The organism is Pseudovibrio ascidiaceicola (assembly GCF_900114245.1).
GTDB lineage: Bacteria > Pseudomonadota > Alphaproteobacteria > Rhizobiales > Stappiaceae > Pseudovibrio > Pseudovibrio ascidiaceicola.
In genome coordinates, this window is record NZ_FOSK01000002.1 from 212,658 (window position 1) to 229,037 (window position 16,380).

Genomic DNA, 16,380 nt, shown 5'->3' on the forward strand with positions numbered 1-16,380 from the left:
TCCGGTGTAACACACTGACAAACCTAGCTAGTTCACCCAATAGGCGTCTTACGCAGGCTTAGCGACCAGACGCCCTGCTGTGGCAGACTGTTCACGGATTGGCCAGTGCACTATGGCCGCGAAAATGCCAAGTGCGATTCCGAGCCACCAGATGGCATCGTAGTTGCCGCTGCGCTCATAGAGCACACCGCCCAGATACACTCCCAGGAAGGACCCGATCTGGTGAGAGAAGAACACGATGCCGAACAGCGTTCCCATGTAACGCGGGCCAAACATCACAGCGACCAGCCCTGATGTTGGCGGCACGGTGGAGAGCCACAGGATGCCCATGGTGGCCGCGAAGATCAGTGTCGACATCTCTGAGATTGGCAGTGTGATGTAGAGCGTGATGGCGATGGCGCGGGCCAGATAGATGAAGGAGAGCAGGTATTGTTTTGGGAAGCGAGTTCCCAACACGCCGGAGGACATGGAGCCGACGATGTTGAACAAGCCGATCAATGCCAGCGCCCATGCTCCAACGGAGACATCAAAACCCTGATCCACAATGAAAGTCGGCATGTGTACGGTGATGAAAGCTACATGGAAGCCACAAACGAAGAAGCCGAAGACCAGCAGGATGTAATCTCTGGTTTTGAAGGCCAGACCCAATGTCTGAGACAAGGTCATGTTGTCCTGTGGGTTGGCAGAGTTGCCGGCAGCAGGAGCTGCGGAACGGCCACGCAGGATGTACGCGAACAAGGGGACGATGGCGACGACAGCTGCCATGTAAATCAGTGCACTGGACCAGCCAAAGCTTTCGATCAAGCCAAGGCCCAATGGAGCAAAGAGGAACTGGCCGAAGGAGCTGGCGGCGGTGCCCATGCCAAAGGCGATGCCGTGGTATTTGGGCTGAACAGACCGGGCGAAGGCGGCCAGAACGAGTGAGAAAGACGTGAATGCGACACCCAAGCCGATCAAGACACCAGCAGAGATCTGCAATAGGAGCGGTGTTCCTGACAGGCTCATCAAGTAGAGGCCAGCAGCATAGATGATCGCACCCAATACCAGCGTTCTTCCGGTGCCGTATTTATCTGCCATCATGCCAGCGAAAGGCTGTGCCATGCCCCAAACAAGGTTTTGAAGTGCCAGCGCAAAAGCAAACACATCCCTGCCCCAGCCAAATTCTGAGGACATAGGCGTCAGGAACAAGCCCAGAGTTGCCCGTGGCCCAAACGAGAGAATGCCGATGATACATCCGCTGATAATAATGAGCGGGACATTAGGGCCGCGCCGGACAGAGGATTGGTTCTCGACCTGGGTCGCTTGAGACATGCAATTTCCTTTCCTGCATCCGGCAAAGAGTTTCGACCAGACGCTGGACCAATGGTGTCAGTTTTTCGCTGAGCAGCGGGGAGTAATCAGGTTTAATCTAATTTTCCGTTCTGCAATAATTGAAATTACTTAGGTCATCCATCAGTAATTGGAATGAGTTTTTATCCCTCAGGCATTTTGCTTGAATGCAACCGCAGAGTTGAACACCCTCATATGTGAGAATACTAATATATTTCAAATTGCTAGCGAAACCCGCCGTAACGCTTGACTTTGATTTGGGTCCTGACCTAAATCCCCCATCTACATTTAGGGGCCGACCATGACCTACTCATTTTCTTTCGGAAAAACACTCGCAGCAGGCCTGCTTGCCTTTGCTGTAAGCACACCTTTGGCAGCCTCTGCACAGGATGATGTGCAGAGCCAGGCTGAGCTGACTGCACACGTTGAAAAGCATGCACCTGCCAAAGAGCTTTACATCAAGGACCGTCCAATCCTTGGCTGGAAGATCACTGGTGACACACTGGCTGACCTGCCAGAAGCGATCCGTGGCCCTTTGGGTTCTGTGGACTCCACCAGCTACGATGATGCTTACATCGCAAAGAATGTAGGTTCTGTTGTTGCGCTGCAGATGAGCAAGACCGGTCCTGATTTTTACGTGATCGGCAAAGAGACTTTCGACTCCAAGTACGAGATGGTTGGTCTGGAAGAAGTTGCTGCCAAGAACACCCGCCTTGTGAAGCGTCTGGACATGGCACCGGAAGTGCTGGCGCTGTTTAACGCAAAAGACGCTGGCCTGACCGGCGCGTTGAAGACCGTTCCTGTCGAGATGGTTCGTATGTCTGCGATCGGCTATGCACCAGCTGCTGAGGTCACAATTCAGTCTCCATGGGGTACGCAGACCAAGCCTGCAGATCAGGATGGTTTCCTCGTGTTTGATAGCGGTGAGAACCAGTACTACATGGTCAATCAGGGCGCTGATGGTAACCCATCCAGCTACGTTCCAGCCAAGTAAGAGCCCCTTTTTGCTCTCAACAAATTTGAGCCCGACATTTTCCCAGATGGGTGGAAATGTCGGGCTTTTCTCATTTGTACCCTGCAAATTTAGGAAATTAAGTGATTACTCAGTAAGGCTAAATCGAGCTTAAACGCAGCAATCATATGCATCCGGCAAAAGAATAGGTTGTCGACGCAAGGGAAGAGGTCTATAAAAACTCAAAATGAGCATAAGGGTTGGCATCGGCGTTATGGCCGTGTTTTTTTATAAGCCCCTTATACTCACATTGAGTATAATCCGGTTTCTGACCGGCAGAATAAGGGATAGCGCATGTCCGCCACGACTACAGTCGCTGAAACAGGCAGCCTTGCTGTCAACGACATTACTGCCGGCATTGATGGTGCTGCTGTTCAAAAACGGTACGTGCCTTTGGAGCGTCCAGACCTTGCCTACACGCCTGAGGTCGCGGAAGCGACAGCAGAAGCCTATGAGAAGGTGAAGGACTTCATTCCTGCGATTGAGTGGGCTGCTCTTGCTCCATTGATTTTTGCGATCAACAAGGTGAAGAAAGAGCGCGACGCTGTTATTCTGGCACACAACTACATGACGCCGGATATCTTCCACGGTGTGGCTGATATTGTTGGCGACAGCCTGCAGCTGGCGAAAGAAGCTGCGAAGACTGAATCTCAGGTTATTGTTCAGTGCGGTGTGCACTTCATGGCTGAGACTTCCAAGATCCTGTCTCCGGAAAAAACCGTTTTGATCCCGGATATGGATGCGGGTTGCTCACTTGCAGAATCCATTACAGGTGCAGATGTACGCAAGCTGCGCGAAGCCAATCCGGGCGTTCCGATCATCACCTATGTAAACACCTCCGCTGATGTGAAGGCTGAGTGCGATATTTGTTGCACCTCTTCCAACGCGGTGCAGGTTGTTGAAGCCATGGGCACTGACAAGGTGCTGCTGATCCCTGATCAGTACCTTGCAGCCAACGTCAACAACCAGACTGATGTTGACGTGCTGACCTATGCCGGTTCGTGCGAAGTGCATGAGCGTTTTACGGCGGAAGAGCTGCGCGACTACCGTGCCATTGACCCTGATGTGAAGATCATCGCGCACCCTGAGTGCCCGCCGGAAGTTGTTGCAGAAGCTGACTTTGCTGGTTCAACCTCACATATGATCGACTGGGTGAAGGACAACAGCCCTGAGAAGGTGATGATGATCACCGAATGCTCCATGGCGGACAATGTCGCCTCCTCTACACCGGGCGTCAACTACATCCGCCCATGTAACTTGTGCCCACACATGAAGCGCATCACCCTCACCAAAATTCTGGACTGTTTGCTCGATATGTCTGGTGAAGTGATTGTTGATGAAAGTGTGGCGGATCGCGCTCGCGCCTCCGTAGAACGCATGATCAACTTGAAGAACTAGAGGCTTTCGTGTAGCTGGCATATTGAAAAGTCTTCAGTGCACCCTGCTGCCTTTAACGGCAGCGGGCCTTTTAGATCAGGTCCCCATAGTCTGGAATAATCTCTGAAATGTCTCAGTTCGGTTCTTCTCTCGCCCCTGCTGTTGCCCTGAACGGCGTGGATGATGTTGTTATCTTAGGTGGTGGCCTTGCTGGCCTGTTTTGCGCGCTCAAGCTTGCGCCGCGGCCAGTGACCATTGTTACCAACGCGCCGATTGGCGGTGGCACCTCATCTGCATGGGCACAAGGCGGCATTGCTGCTGCTGTGGCCGAGGGCGACCATCACTCCGCCCATACGCAGGATACGCTGACGGCAGGCGACGGCATTTGCGAAGAAGCCATTGTTGAAGGCATGACACGTGAAGCGTCTGACCGCATTCACGATCTGCTGGGCTATGGCGTGCCCTTTGACAAAGACCTTGCTGGCAAGTTGGCCCTTTCCCGCGAAGCTGCCCACTCCAGCCACCGTGTTGTGCGGGTGCGTGGTGACATGGCTGGTGAAGCCATTATGCAGGCGCTTGTTGATGCGGCCTACAAGACGCCGTCTATCCGCATCATTGAAGGTTATATTGGTTGTCAGCTGATCGCGGAAGGTCGTTATGTTACCGGCATAACGGCTCGTCGTCGTGGCGGGACGCAGCGTATTACCATTCCTGCAAAAGCTGTTGTGCTGGCCTCCGGTGGTGTTGGCCACCTTTACTCGACAACCACCAATCCGGGTGAAGCAAACGGACATGGCCTTGCGATGGCTGCCCGTGCAGGTGCGCTGGTTTCTGACGCCGAGTTTGTTCAGTTCCACCCAACAGCTCTCAATGTTGAGCAGGACCCTGCCCCGCTTGCGAGTGAAGCGATCCGCGGTGATGGTGCAATCCTCGTCAACAATGACGGGCATCGCTTTATGGATGGTATCCATCCTGATCTAGAGCTGGCGCCTCGTGATATTGTTGCGCGCGCAATCCATACAGAAATTGCAGCTGGCCGTGGTGCTTTCCTTGATTGCCGCGAGGCCATTGGGGCGAGTTTCCCAGAGCATTTTACCCGCGTTTACGCAGCTTGCGAAAAGGCTGGCATTGATCCGATCAATGGTCTGATCCCTGTGGCTCCAGCAGCGCACTACCACATGGGCGGTGTCCTGACTGACGCGTCTGGTCGTACCTCTGTCGACAACCTTTGGGCAGCTGGTGAAGTTGCGGCGACGGGTGCGCATGGTGCCAACCGTCTGGCCTCCAACTCTTTGCTTGAAGCTGTTGTGTTTGCAGCTCGCATTGCGGAAGACATTCAGGCCCTCATGCCGCATCACCGCGTGCATCATTGGGCTGAGATTGATGATGTTGATGATCAGGCCTCCACACGCAACCCGCAGGAACGTGCCGTAGTTTCTATGGTTCGCTCCGCCATGTCCCGCCATGTTGGCGTGGTGCGTGATGCGGACGGGCTAACTAGGACACTGGCGCGCTTGCAAAACGCTGAAACGCTGTGCCGCCGAGACTCCATCCTCAACATGGTGATTGCAGCCAAGCTGATTACAGGGTCCGCTCTGCTTCGCGAAGAAAGCCGTGGTGGTCATTTCCGCTCCGACTTCCCGCAGAAGGCGGAGGCTGCCAAGCGTTCCTTTGTGAAACTTGCTCAGATTGAGTCTCTCGCCAAAGAGGCTGCTGCCAGCGATGTTGGCCAAGCGGCTGTTGAAGAGGAAGATATGCTATGAGCCGCCCGTCTTCATTGCCCGAGCTTTCGCTGATCATGGTTGATGATGCCGTCAAAGCTGCTTTGCTTGAGGACTTTGGCCGTGCGGGTGACATCACCTCGCAAGCCACCATTCCGGCTAATGCTGTTGCCACAGGTGTGATTGCGGCTCGTAAGGATGGCGTGCTTGCTGGCATTGATCTGGCTCTTTCCGCATTTCGTCAGGTTGATCCTACTCTCGATGTTAGCGTGCTGGCGCAGGACGGGGATAAGTTGGAGCCGGGTACCATTATCGCCCGCATTCATGGTCCCGCTCGTGCACTGCTGGAAGCGGAACGTGTGGCGCTGAATTTTTTGAGCCATCTTTCGGGCATTGCGAGCGCTACGAACGCATTTCAACGCAAAATTTCACATACCAACGCAAAAGTGGTTTGCACCCGAAAAACCACTCCGGGACTACGCAGTTTTGAGAAGTATGCGGTGCGCTGTGGCGGCGGTATGAACCACCGCTTTGGTCTGGATGATGCGATCCTGATCAAGGACAATCACATCGCCGTTGCAGGCGGAGTTGTTCCCGCGATTGAGAGCGCTCGTGCTTTTGCCGGACACCTTGTGCGCATTGAGGTTGAAGTGGATACACTCGACCAGCTGAAGGAAGCCCTAACGGCCAAACCTGATGTGGTGATGCTGGACAATATGGGCCCTGAGCTATTGAAGCAGGCGGTTGAAATCAACAAGGGTCAAGCTGTACTGGAAGCGTCTGGTACGATTACGCTTTCGACCATTCAGGCGATTGCAGAAGCTGGCGTTGATATCATCTCATCCGGCTGGATCACACACTCCGCGCCAATTCTGGATCTGGGGCTCGATATCGAGATTGGCTAGACCAATTGAGCGTTTGATAAATTGAAATGAGAAAGGCCCGATCTGATGACCGGGCCTTTTTCTTATTCTGATCTTATCCAACAGCTTACATGTTTGGATAGTTCGGGCCGCCTGTGCCTTCCGGAACAGTCCAGGTGATGTTGCCATTCGGGTCTTTGATGTCGCAGGTCTTACAGTGAACGCAGTTCTGAGCGTTGATCTGGAAGCGTGGTGGTTCGCCGTTTTCTTCCACCCACTCATACACACCAGCGGGACAATAACGGTTCGACGGACCAGCGTAGACATCGTGCTCGGAAAGTTTCTGCAAAGTCTCGTCGCGCAGCTTGAGATGGATCGGCTGATCTTCCTCGTGGTTGGTGTTGGAGAGGAAGACAGAGGACAGCTTGTCGAAGGAGATCTTCCCGTCTGGTTTCGGGTAATTGATCTTCTTGCAATCCTTCGCTGGCTTCAGGCTCGCAGCATCGGTTTTGCCATGTTTCATGGTGCCGAAGAAGGAGAAGCCCATCAGCTCGTTGGTCCACATATCCAGGCCGCCGAAGACCATACCCAGCAGGCTGCCAAACTTGGTCTGCAATGGTTTTACATTGCGTACCTTCCAGAGATCTTTACCGATTTCAGAATTGCGCCATGCGCCGTCGAACTGATCCAGCTCTTCGTGTGCTTCACCACGGCCCAGCGAGTCAACAACCATATCCGCTGCCAGAATGCCGGAGAGGACAGCGTTGTGTGAGCCTTTGATGCGCGGTACGTTGACGAAACCAGCGGAACACCCGATGAGAAGACCGCCTGGGAAAGATAGCTTCGGTACGGACTGATATCCCCCTTCGGAGATGGCACGCGCGCCGTATGAAATGCGCTTTCCACCTTCAAAGACGTCCTTCACACCCGCATGAGTTTTGAAACGCTGGAACTCGTCAAACGGAGACATATACGGGTTTTGGTAGTTGAGGTTCACAACAAACCCAACAGCAACCTGATTGTCTTCCAGATGGTAAAGGAAAGAGCCGCCCTGAGTTTTTCCGTCCAGCGGCCAACCCATGGAGTGCTGAACCAGACCCGGTTTATGCTTGGATGGATCTACTTCCCACAGCTCTTTGATGCCAATACCGAATTTCGGATGGTCACTGTCGCGGTCAAGGTCGAACTTGTCTACCAGCGTCTTCGCAAGCGAGCCACGGACACCTTCGGCGATCAACGTGTACTTGCCGAGCAGTGCCATGCCGCGCATGTAGCCATCTTTATGAGACCCATCACGCGCAACGCCCATATCGCCCGTTGCAACACCGATCACCTTGCCTGAATCATCGTAAAGCACTTCAGCAGCTGCGAAGCCTGGATAGATTTCCACGCCGAGCGCTTCTGCTCTTTCTGCAAGCCAGCGACAGACATTGCCCAGAGACACAATGTAATTGCCGTGGTTGTTCATGAGTTTCGGCATCAGGAAGTTTGGCAGACGAAGGGAACCAGCAGGGCCAAGCAGATTAAAATGGTCAACTGTGACAGGTGTCTTGATCGGAGCACTCTCGTCTTCACGCCAGTCAGGAAGCAGGCGATCAATGCCAATTGGATCAATCACAGCGCCAGATAGAATATGAGCGCCAACTTCAGAGCCCTTTTCGAGCACGACGACGGAGATTTCCTCTCCCTTCTCCGCAGCCTGCTGCTTAATCCGAATTGCCGCTGATAGACCTGCAGGACCACCACCTACAATTACAACGTCGAATTCCATGGATTCGCGCTCTGCCAGAGTTTCCCCTTCAGACATAGTATTCTCCCTTTACACTTTATCCACTTCATTTCGCGTCAAATGATGTGGCAGCGCATTATTTTCCAGCACCTCAAGTGTCAAAACTTTATTTAGTCTCTGTGTAATTGAGCGGATACTATAGCGCAATGCGTTTTAAGGTGCATTCCGTCAGGTACCCCAGCAAAAAAACTATCTACACCTTAAGGAATTATTGTAATTTCCCCAAGTTAACGTGAACCACTTTACACTGTTCCCCATTGAGTTAGCTCATTCTCGTTTTTCTATTGGACAGTTGCGCTTTCATAATGAATATAGGGCGGACTGGGCTGCTGCCCATCCATGGTGCATTGCAAAAGAGTTATTCCCTTTTGCCTGTGCTGATCTGTGTGCCACAACTAGTAAATGGCTATGTCTGAAGTTCCTGTCACAAATGCCGCCGAGCTGGAGGCTTATCTGGAGTTTTTAAGCGCTGTCGGCGTCGACTGTGCGTTGGAAGATGCTCCAGTGGACCGCTTTGCGCAAACTCAGAGCCAGATGGAAAAGCAGGTACAGACCCGCCCTGCACCCCAGCAGAACATAGCTCCAGTCAGTTCGTACAGCGCGCCAGAGCCAGCGCCGTCACAGTCCAAAAACCTCAGTGTTTCGCCTGCCGAAATGGCACGGAACCTGCGCGAGAATGGCGTTTCTGCAGACGACAAGCAGAAAGCGAAGCAGATTCTGGAGCGGCAGCGGGCTGCCAAGGAAGCCGCTATTACGACATCTACGCCGACTGCGGCGACAGACGCGAATGCTGTTATTCCGAATGCAGAAACAGTTGGTTCGGCCAGAACCGCAGCGGGCTCAGCGCAATCTCTTGATGAGCTACGGAAGATCCTTGCTGGTTTTGAGGGCTGTAACCTGCGCTTGACCGCAAAGAACCTCGTGTTTGGGGATGGCAGTTCCAAGGCACGCATCATGTTTGTTGGTGAAGCACCGGGGCGTGAAGAGGACATTCAAGGCGTGCCGTTTGTGGGGCGTTCAGGTCATCTGCTGGACCGGATGCTGAAAGCTGCCGGACTTGATCGTTCCATGGTTTACATTGCCAACGTGGTTCCATGGCGTCCACCGGGAAACCGCACCCCTACCCCGCATGAAACTGAGATTTGCCGTCCGTTTATTCAGCGGCAGATTGAGCTGGTTGATCCGGAGATTGTTGTTTTCCTCGGAGCGGCCTCTGCCAAGACGCTCAGCGGTGCCCGTGATGGCATTCGCAAGCTGCGCGGGAAGTGGCTGAGCTATGGCGGCGACGGCGCACAACGCAAGGCGATTGCGACTTATCACCCTGCTTATCTTCTGCGCAGCCCTGCTGAGAAAAGATATGCCTGGCGAGACATGCTCCAGATTCGTGCCGAGCTTGAAACAACCGAGTAATCCCCGCTGTTCTGAATGAGCTCTCTGAGTTCTCAAGGTGTAGATTTGTTATGAGGATCACACTGTTGCGTTTTATTGCGTAAATTGCCATTTCTTTTGGCTAAAGCTCTTCTCTCCTGATGATTGCTGCCTATATTGGATGAAGTTGGTTACCCCAACGACATACAAGTTATCGACGCAAAGGAGAATTTTGAGTTGTTGAACAAGCTGCGCAGCTACCTTCCAGGCAAATTGGGCAAAGTAAGACCTATCGTACCCGTCGTCCGTTTGCATGGTGCTATTGGTGCTGCATCTCCATTGAAATCAGGTTTGAACCTGAGCAGTGTTGAAGACGCGCTAGAAATAGCTTTCAGCTTTAAAGAAGCCCCTGCTGTTGCTTTGTCCATCAACTCACCTGGCGGATCGCCGGTTCAGTCTCATCTCATCTTCAAACGCATTCGTCAGCTGGCTGATGAAAACAACAAGCAAATCCTTGTTTTTGTAGAAGATGTTGCTGCATCTGGCGGCTACATGATTGCACTGGCTGGTGATGACATCATTGTTGATCCATCCTCTATCGTTGGATCCATCGGTGTCGTATCTGCCGGTTTTGGCTTTACGGAGCTTCTGGAAAAAACGGGCGTTCAACGCCGTGTTTATGCCAGCGGAGACAAGAAGGTCACGCTGGACCCGTTCTCACCGGAAGTTAAAGAGGACATTGAGCACCTCAAAACATTGCAGCACGAAATCCATGAGATGTTCATCGACATGGTGAAGAGCCGCCGCGGTGACGTGCTGAGCGATGACAAAAACCTATTTTCCGGCTTGTTCTGGACTGGAGCCAAAGCGCGTGATCTGGGCCTTGTAGATGGTCTTGGCGATCTTCACTCCACGATCCATGAGCGGTACGGCAAAGAAACCAAAGTGAAATTTGTTGGCACCAAAAAGCGCTTTCTTAGCCGCTTTATTCCCGGTGCGAACCTTCAGGGAGGTCTGAGTGAGGCTGCTGGCACATTGCCTGCTGCTACACTTGCTACCCTGGAAGAAAAAAGCCTTTGGGCAAAGTTTGGTCTTTGAGCAATCTCCATAGGATTGCCAAAATTGCCAGAAATAACAATGCTTCACATAAGTGATGGAAGGAAAATGCAGATGACTGAGGTATTAGGAACTGTTGCTTTGATTGCAGGTGGATATGCTCTTTACAAAGCCGTAAAGAAGGAAATCTCCAACATGGCATTCAAGAAACAGCCTGCCTATGCAACTGCTCGCAAGCGTCCGGTTGATCCAGCATATACGCGTCTGGTTGAAGATCCGGCCACTGGCAAATACCGCCCTGTAAGCAACTACTAAGAGCTGTGCTCTAGTTGTTGATTGAAAGATGCCCGCATGACGTTTGGTCTGCGGGCTTGGTGCCGTGATAATTTTGCACGTATTCCTTATTTAACAGGAATTGACTGTGCGCTTGCAAACCAGTTTTGCGGATTCCAATTTGATTTTATTGCCCGCAGGTTTCGATCTGCCGGACCTGTATCGTAATTTTCCAGAAAATAGAGATACATGGCATGATCTATGCCGGGTGAGTTCTCCCCATTTACTCCCAAACATGAATCTGGATAGTTGAAGTAACAACCGTCAACATTATCGTCCGGATCGTTTCTTGGATCAGGAAAACCGCCATACTTGGCGTAAACGTCAGCATACATTTCGTTGATCCAGCCAACATGGGCTTTCTCAAGCTGCTTGTTATCCTGTCCGATTGCCGCATCATTATCCCAATAGGTTTGGTATTGCAGTTTCATGATTGAGCTGCGTTGTGCGATTGGCGTTGCTGTGCTGGAGACTTGGTTTATAGCGCAGCCATAACTGTCGATCTGGCACAGGCTCTGGCTCATGCTGCTCAATGGCACCCCATCGGGAACCTTCTGCAGATGTTCATGGAGCGCGGCGACCATGTCGTCAGTGAAGCCTTTCTTCATGTATGCGGATTTGTATTTTCCAAACTGATTGGGGCCGGAACCATTTGTGTTTTGAACGCCCTCCAGAAACGTGAAACGACGAAGTTGGGCAGTTGCACTCACCGGACTTATAGCTTTTGCAGTGCCGTGCCATGGATGTCCGTTTATGGGGCCCGGGTCGGTTGATAGTCTTGTTATCTCGCCCAGTGTTTTTTTCTGATCCTTGATCCTGTCATTCAAATAAGCCTCATACTCCTGACCTTGGATCCCGAGTGATGGAGCGTCAAAATAATAGGATGCAAAAACCATTTTCCCAGCAGCAAGATGGTTCGCATGGAATATGCCAAAGCTTGGCCACTTGGATTTGTCTCCGTCCTGCCCTTCCTGTGAGAACTGGGTGAAGTTGTCCAGTAGTTGCCTGAGGACAGGTTCTGTGATCAGCAGGTTTCCATTTTCATCCTGCCAATCAAATGAAAACGCGGTGGTGTAAAGATATTGCGGTGCTTTCGGAGTGTTCTGGAAATAGTAGCGGGTGATAATGCCGAAGTTTCCTCCGCCACCGCCACAGACCGCCCAGAACAAATCCGGATGGTTCACAGGAGAGACTTTCTCATAGAGCTCAGGCGTTGGAGCCCCTTGAGGCATAATCACCACATCCACCGCAGACAGATAATCAACCGTCAGTCCAAAAGCGCGGGAAAAGAGACCATACCCTCCCCCAGTGATGTGTCCGCCTAGTCCGACTGAATAGCAGCTGCCCGCTGGAAGTGTGGTATCAAACATGTTGTTGAACATGCGATACATATCCCAGTTTCCAAAGCCGACATCGATGTAATACCCATAGTTTGGATCACTGCCCACACCGCGTAGCCCGGTCAGGTCGATGATGTATTTTGTGCCGATGTTGTAGACGAAGTTCTCGTAGCAATGGCGACCACAGGTGATTTGCAACTCACCTGCTTTTGCTCCAGATGCAATCACCTCTCTCCATGCCGCTGTTACTTCTGCAGCAGAGGCAGGGGCGTAGACTCGTTTCAGGTTTGGCGCATACCAGCGGCGGTCAAATCCTTGACGATCACTCAGAACAGGCAGGCGGGACATCACCATCGGTACGCTCTCCAGCTTTTATGCAGACTACAATGACCCCGCCACTAAATAAGCTTTTTCCCGGGCTCAATATCCTTGATATTGTGGGGTACGAGGCTGAGCCGAAGCGCGACTGCGATTACAGCGCTGACCATGAGAAGAGTATTCCGCCTTACTCCCCGTCTTTTTCACAAAATATCTTTGATTTTTCAGGAATGCTTGACCTTCCCTGTTTGACGTGGCACCTGTGCCCCAACTAGGATTTTGCGCCGTTTCGGTGCAGTACATTTTGGATTTTCAGGAAACACTCCCATGTCTAGTGAAGCCGTTCCGGCACATATGCAGCCGACCAAGTCCTTTCAGGGTCTTCTGATGACCCTCCAGAGATTCTGGGCCGATCAGGGCTGCGTTATCGTGCAGCCTTATGACATGGAAGTCGGCGCGGGTACGTCCCATCCCTCAACAACACTGCGTTCGCTTGGGCCTCGTCCATGGAAAGTGGCGTATGTGCAGCCATCTCGTCGTCCTACCGATGGTCGCTATGGTGAAAACCCAATGCGCTTGCAGCACTACTATCAGTTTCAGGTTATGCTGAAGCCGTCTCCTGAGAACCTTCAGGAACTGTATCTGGCTTCCCTGCGCGCAATTGGCATCGACACAGACATCCACGACATCCGCTTTGTTGAGGATGATTGGGAAAACCCGACACTGGGCGCATGGGGCCTTGGTTGGGAATGCTGGTGTGACGGCATGGAAGTTTCTCAGTTCACCTATTTCCAGCAAGTCGCCGGTTTTGAATGTAAACCTGTTGCAGGTGAGTTGACTTATGGCCTTGAGCGCATTGCCATGTATGTTCAGGGTGTCGACAATGTTTACGACCTGAACTTCAATGGCCTTGAAGGCGACGAGAAGGTTACTTACGGCGATGTGTTCTTGCAGGCCGAGCAGGAATATTCCCGTCATAACTTCGAGCACTCCGATACTGAAATGCTGTTCCGCCACTTTGCAGACCATGAGCGTGAGTGTAAGCGCCTGCTGGTAGCAAGCGCAGAAGCAATGGAGAAAGCTGGTGATGGCCTGCAGAAAGTTGTTATGCCTGCTTATGACCAAGCGCTTAAATGCTCCCACGTGTTCAACCTGCTTGATGCGCGCGGTGTCATTTCCGTAACCGAGCGGCAGAGCTACATTCTGCGTGTGCGTGAACTTTCCAAAGCTTGTGGTGCAGCCTTCCTGCAGACCGAAGCTGGTGGTGTGGGCTACAAAGGCTAGTTGCAGCCTACATGATGCTTTTTAAGTGCCGGGGCAGAAATGCCTCGGCATTTTTTGTTGTTACTCGCTCTGCACTTCGACTCCTTGAAAGATGCCTGCTGATAATCAGTAGGTTTTCAGGACTGCAATCAAACGGATATTTTCAGAAGCGATATCCTGTTTGATTTGCAAATCACTCCCCGGTTGCCAGCTGCCTGCGTATCTATGCGCTGATCCAAATTGGGGTGCATGCGCGGAGTTCCTTGTTCCATGACTGTTGAAAGTACCGAGGCGCACGAAGACGGCAATGCAGCAGCCGTTTCCCTACCTCCACCTGAGATGACTGCTCAATCTTCATCTACGCAAAACCTGAGTGACGAGCAGATTGCCAGCGCGATCGTTTCGCGGTTGAGCCGTGATGACAAACTGGCCATGCGAGACGGAGACCAAGCCTTCTGGCCGGGCGTTCGGGATATGATGAAAAGCGGTTCTCAGTCCGGTCCGTGGGCAGCGGGGGCCTTGCCTGAGCATCATTTACCGGGTGTTCATTACACAGAAGGATCTCGCGGGATTGTGCTGAAGGGCGCCACAACGTTTCCTACAGTGATTGCAAGAGCGGCAACCTTTGACCCTGAGCTGGAAGAGCGGATTGGCGCAATTATTGGATATGAGATGCGCGCTTTTGGCGGAACATTGTTTGGAGGTGTGCCGCTTAACCTGATGCGCCATCCCGCATGGGGACGAGCACAAGAATCCTATGGCGAAGACAGCTTCCTGATCGGAGCAATGGGCTCAGCTCTCGTTCGCGGTGTTCAACAACATGGCATGGCATGCATCAAGAACTTTGCTCTGGCATCCATGGAAAACTCCAAGCTTTCCCTCAATGTTACAGTGGGCCAGCGCGCACTCTATGAGATGTATCTTCCTCACTTCAGGAAGGCGGTTGAGGCAGGTGCGGCGGCTGTCATGACGTCCTACAGTTCCATCAATGGCGAACTTTGCGGACACAACAGAGAGCTGCTGACCCAACTGCTGAAGACAGACTGGGGGTTTAAGGGGTTTGTGCTGAGTGACTTCCTATTCGGCATTCGCAATGCAAAGGAAGCTGCTCTCGCTGGTGTTGATCTGGAGATGCCGTTCCAACTGCACTTTCACCAGCACCTGTCTGAACTGATTGATGATGGAGAGATCACCGAAGCGGCACTGGATGACGCCTGTTACCGGCTCATTCTGCAACAGCTTAAGATACTGAAAAAAGGCAGCTACGAGAAGAAACAGGTTGGCTGCGCTGAGTTTCGATCTGTTGCGCAGGAGGCTGCTGAAAAGTCAACAGTCCTCCTGAAGAATGAAGGTGGTTTTTTACCTCTTAAGGACATTCAAAGCATTGGTGTTATTGGTCGTTTAGCAAGTGTTGCGAACACAGGCGACAAAGGAACGAGTGATACACAGCCGACACATATCACCACACCACTCGCAGGCCTTCGTTCCTACTACAAACACAAGATCGATATCTGGCAGGACAGAGGTCAGAACATCAATCGCGCCCTGCAGATCGCAAAACGAGCCGATGCAGTTGTGCTGGTGGTAGGGAATGACCATAGCCGTGAGGGTGAATGGGTTTCGGCTGATCTGGCAGCGCGCTTTCATGAAGCCTTACCTCAACCAAGAAACCGCGAAGAAGCGAAAATTGCCTCTCAGTTTTTGCGTGCGTTTGGCGGTGCAGGTTCTGCGGGCAAACCTCAGGAGTCCGGGGGAGCTGAAGATGGTTATGGTTCCGGCGACAGGCAGAGTCTTCGCCTACCCCCGCATGATGTTGAACTGATCAAGCAAGTCTGTGCCGCAAATTCCAATTGTGTCGTAGTCGTTATGGGTGGCGGAACTATTTTGATGAATGAATGGCAGGATAAACCTGCTGCCATCTTACTGCATTGGTATCCAGGGATGGAGGGAGGAACTGCACTTGCCCGTATTCTATCCGGCGAAGTCTCTCCCAGTGGCAAGCTGCCGTTTGTCATCCCAAGACGAGAGAGTGACCTACCTGACTTTGATCGCAATGCGCGTAAAGTGATCTATGATCTTTGGCATGGATACAGGAAGCTGGACAAAGATGATGTTACACCGGCGTATCCATTTGGATTTGGTCTGAGCTATTCGCAATTCCATTACTCCGAACTTGTTGTTACCCCGCCGGATGAGCTCATGACCGGCAGCATTGAGGTTCAGTTCTCTATCGCCAATATCGGGCAAGTCGAGGCAGAGGAGGTTTCGCAGGTTTACATTGCTCCTAAGGGGTCTGCCGTAGAGCGTGCCAAACAGGAGTTGAAGGGCTTCCAACGTCTTTGTATTCCAGCTGGTGAAAGCAGGCAGGTGGCTGTCTCGATCCCGATTGAGGAGCTTGCGATATTTGATAGTGAGCGCAACCAGATGGTGGTTGAGCGCATCCTTTACGATGTGGTCGTGGGCAGCTCCAGTCAGGATCCCAACAGCCTGCGACTGGAACTTAACCTGTTTGGCGAACTCAATGAAACTACTGAGGAACCTGCCTAAACGGGCTTAGATTATCTCAGCACTGCAAAGCCTGATGCAAGGCAGCTGTTCACACCCCTGTTGA

The 16,380-nt window shown here is 52.2% G+C and carries 12 protein-coding genes; 9 read left to right on the top strand and 3 right to left on the bottom strand.

From position 1 onward, the window contains the following. Positions 1–48: 48 nt before the first annotated feature. Entirely contained in the window at positions 49–1,311 is a 1,263-nt protein-coding gene (locus tag BM231_RS05240) for an MFS transporter (RefSeq protein WP_093517353.1), read from the bottom strand. Positions 1,312–1,630: 319 nt separating this feature from the next. Here BM231_RS05240 and BM231_RS05245 point away from each other — a divergent pair, with 319 nt between their 5' ends. The 4 genes from BM231_RS05245 to nadC all read left to right on the top strand — a co-directional run bounded on the left by BM231_RS05245 (position 1,631) and on the right by nadC (position 6,344). Continuing rightward, complete coding sequence (locus tag BM231_RS05245; RefSeq protein WP_093517355.1) at positions 1,631–2,323, top strand: hypothetical protein; 693 nt, start codon at positions 1,631–1,633, stop codon at positions 2,321–2,323. Positions 2,324–2,635: 312 nt separating this feature from the next. Further along, a complete protein-coding gene (nadA, locus tag BM231_RS05250; protein WP_093517357.1) occupies positions 2,636–3,739 on the top strand; it encodes a quinolinate synthase NadA in 1,104 nt (367 codons plus the stop codon). Positions 3,740–3,846: 107 nt separating this feature from the next. Then, complete coding sequence (locus tag BM231_RS05255) at positions 3,847–5,481, top strand: L-aspartate oxidase (RefSeq protein WP_093517359.1); 1,635 nt, start codon at positions 3,847–3,849, stop codon at positions 5,479–5,481. Beyond that, positions 5,478–6,344, top strand: coding sequence for a carboxylating nicotinate-nucleotide diphosphorylase (gene nadC, locus BM231_RS05260; RefSeq protein ID WP_093517361.1), 867 nt, complete (start codon positions 5,478–5,480; stop codon positions 6,342–6,344). The genes BM231_RS05255 and nadC overlap by 4 nt, the downstream gene beginning before the upstream one ends. An 85-nt stretch (positions 6,345–6,429) precedes the next feature. On the opposite strand, the gene BM231_RS05265 is transcribed toward nadC, so the two are convergent. Then, on the bottom strand, positions 6,430–8,109 hold the full coding sequence (locus BM231_RS05265; protein ID WP_093517363.1) for an electron transfer flavoprotein-ubiquinone oxidoreductase: 1,680 nt from the start codon (positions 8,107–8,109) through the stop codon (positions 6,430–6,432). A gap of 390 nt (positions 8,110–8,499) precedes the next feature. On the opposite strand from BM231_RS05265, the gene BM231_RS05270 reads away from it, so the two are divergent. The 3 genes from BM231_RS05270 (at position 8,500) to BM231_RS05280 (ending at position 10,830) form a co-directional block, all read left to right on the top strand. Continuing rightward, complete coding sequence (locus tag BM231_RS05270; protein WP_208860102.1) at positions 8,500–9,501, top strand: uracil-DNA glycosylase; 1,002 nt, start codon at positions 8,500–8,502, stop codon at positions 9,499–9,501. A gap of 195 nt (positions 9,502–9,696) precedes the next feature. Next, positions 9,697–10,557, top strand: a complete 861-nt coding sequence (locus tag BM231_RS05275) for a S49 family peptidase (protein WP_093517846.1) — start codon at positions 9,697–9,699, stop codon at positions 10,555–10,557. Positions 10,558–10,629: 72 nt separating this feature from the next. Continuing rightward, positions 10,630–10,830 carry a hypothetical protein gene (locus BM231_RS05280; RefSeq protein WP_208860103.1) on the top strand — a complete coding sequence of 67 codons (201 nt, stop codon included), beginning with the start codon at positions 10,630–10,632 and terminating at the stop codon, positions 10,828–10,830. Positions 10,831–10,916: 86 nt separating this feature from the next. Here the strand turns inward: BM231_RS05280 and BM231_RS05285 are convergent, their stop codons facing one another. Further along, complete coding sequence (locus BM231_RS05285; protein ID WP_093517367.1) at positions 10,917–12,542, bottom strand: FAD-binding protein; 1,626 nt, start codon at positions 12,540–12,542, stop codon at positions 10,917–10,919. A gap of 291 nt (positions 12,543–12,833) precedes the next feature. Between BM231_RS05285 and BM231_RS05290 the strand changes: the two genes are divergently transcribed. Beyond that, positions 12,834–13,790, top strand: a complete 957-nt coding sequence (locus BM231_RS05290) for a glycine--tRNA ligase subunit alpha (RefSeq protein WP_063309923.1) — start codon at positions 12,834–12,836, stop codon at positions 13,788–13,790. A gap of 249 nt (positions 13,791–14,039) precedes the next feature. Further along, positions 14,040–16,316, top strand: a complete 2,277-nt coding sequence (locus BM231_RS05295) for a beta-glucosidase (RefSeq protein ID WP_093517368.1) — start codon at positions 14,040–14,042, stop codon at positions 16,314–16,316. Positions 16,317–16,380: the final 64 nt, after the last annotated feature.

Excerpts from the sequence above, each read along its gene's own strand:
- BM231_RS05240 (WP_093517353.1), bottom strand. The coding sequence starts at position 1,311 with ATGTCTCAAGCGACCCAGGTCGAGAACCAATCCTCTGTCCGGCGCGGC.
- BM231_RS05245 (WP_093517355.1), top strand. The coding sequence starts at position 1,631 with ATGACCTACTCATTTTCTTTCGGAAAAACACTCGCAGCAGGCCTGCTT.
- nadA (WP_093517357.1), top strand. The coding sequence starts at position 2,636 with ATGTCCGCCACGACTACAGTCGCTGAAACAGGCAGCCTTGCTGTCAAC.
- BM231_RS05255 (WP_093517359.1), top strand. The coding sequence starts at position 3,847 with ATGTCTCAGTTCGGTTCTTCTCTCGCCCCTGCTGTTGCCCTGAACGGC.
- nadC (WP_093517361.1), top strand. The coding sequence starts at position 5,478 with ATGAGCCGCCCGTCTTCATTGCCCGAGCTTTCGCTGATCATGGTTGAT.
- BM231_RS05265 (WP_093517363.1), bottom strand. The coding sequence starts at position 8,109 with ATGTCTGAAGGGGAAACTCTGGCAGAGCGCGAATCCATGGAATTCGAC.
- BM231_RS05270 (WP_208860102.1), top strand. The coding sequence starts at position 8,500 with ATGTCTGAAGTTCCTGTCACAAATGCCGCCGAGCTGGAGGCTTATCTG.
- BM231_RS05280 (WP_208860103.1), top strand. The coding sequence starts at position 10,630 with ATGACTGAGGTATTAGGAACTGTTGCTTTGATTGCAGGTGGATATGCT.
- BM231_RS05285 (WP_093517367.1), bottom strand. The coding sequence starts at position 12,542 with ATGGTGATGTCCCGCCTGCCTGTTCTGAGTGATCGTCAAGGATTTGAC.
- BM231_RS05290 (WP_063309923.1), top strand. The coding sequence starts at position 12,834 with ATGTCTAGTGAAGCCGTTCCGGCACATATGCAGCCGACCAAGTCCTTT.
- BM231_RS05295 (WP_093517368.1), top strand. The coding sequence starts at position 14,040 with ATGACTGTTGAAAGTACCGAGGCGCACGAAGACGGCAATGCAGCAGCC.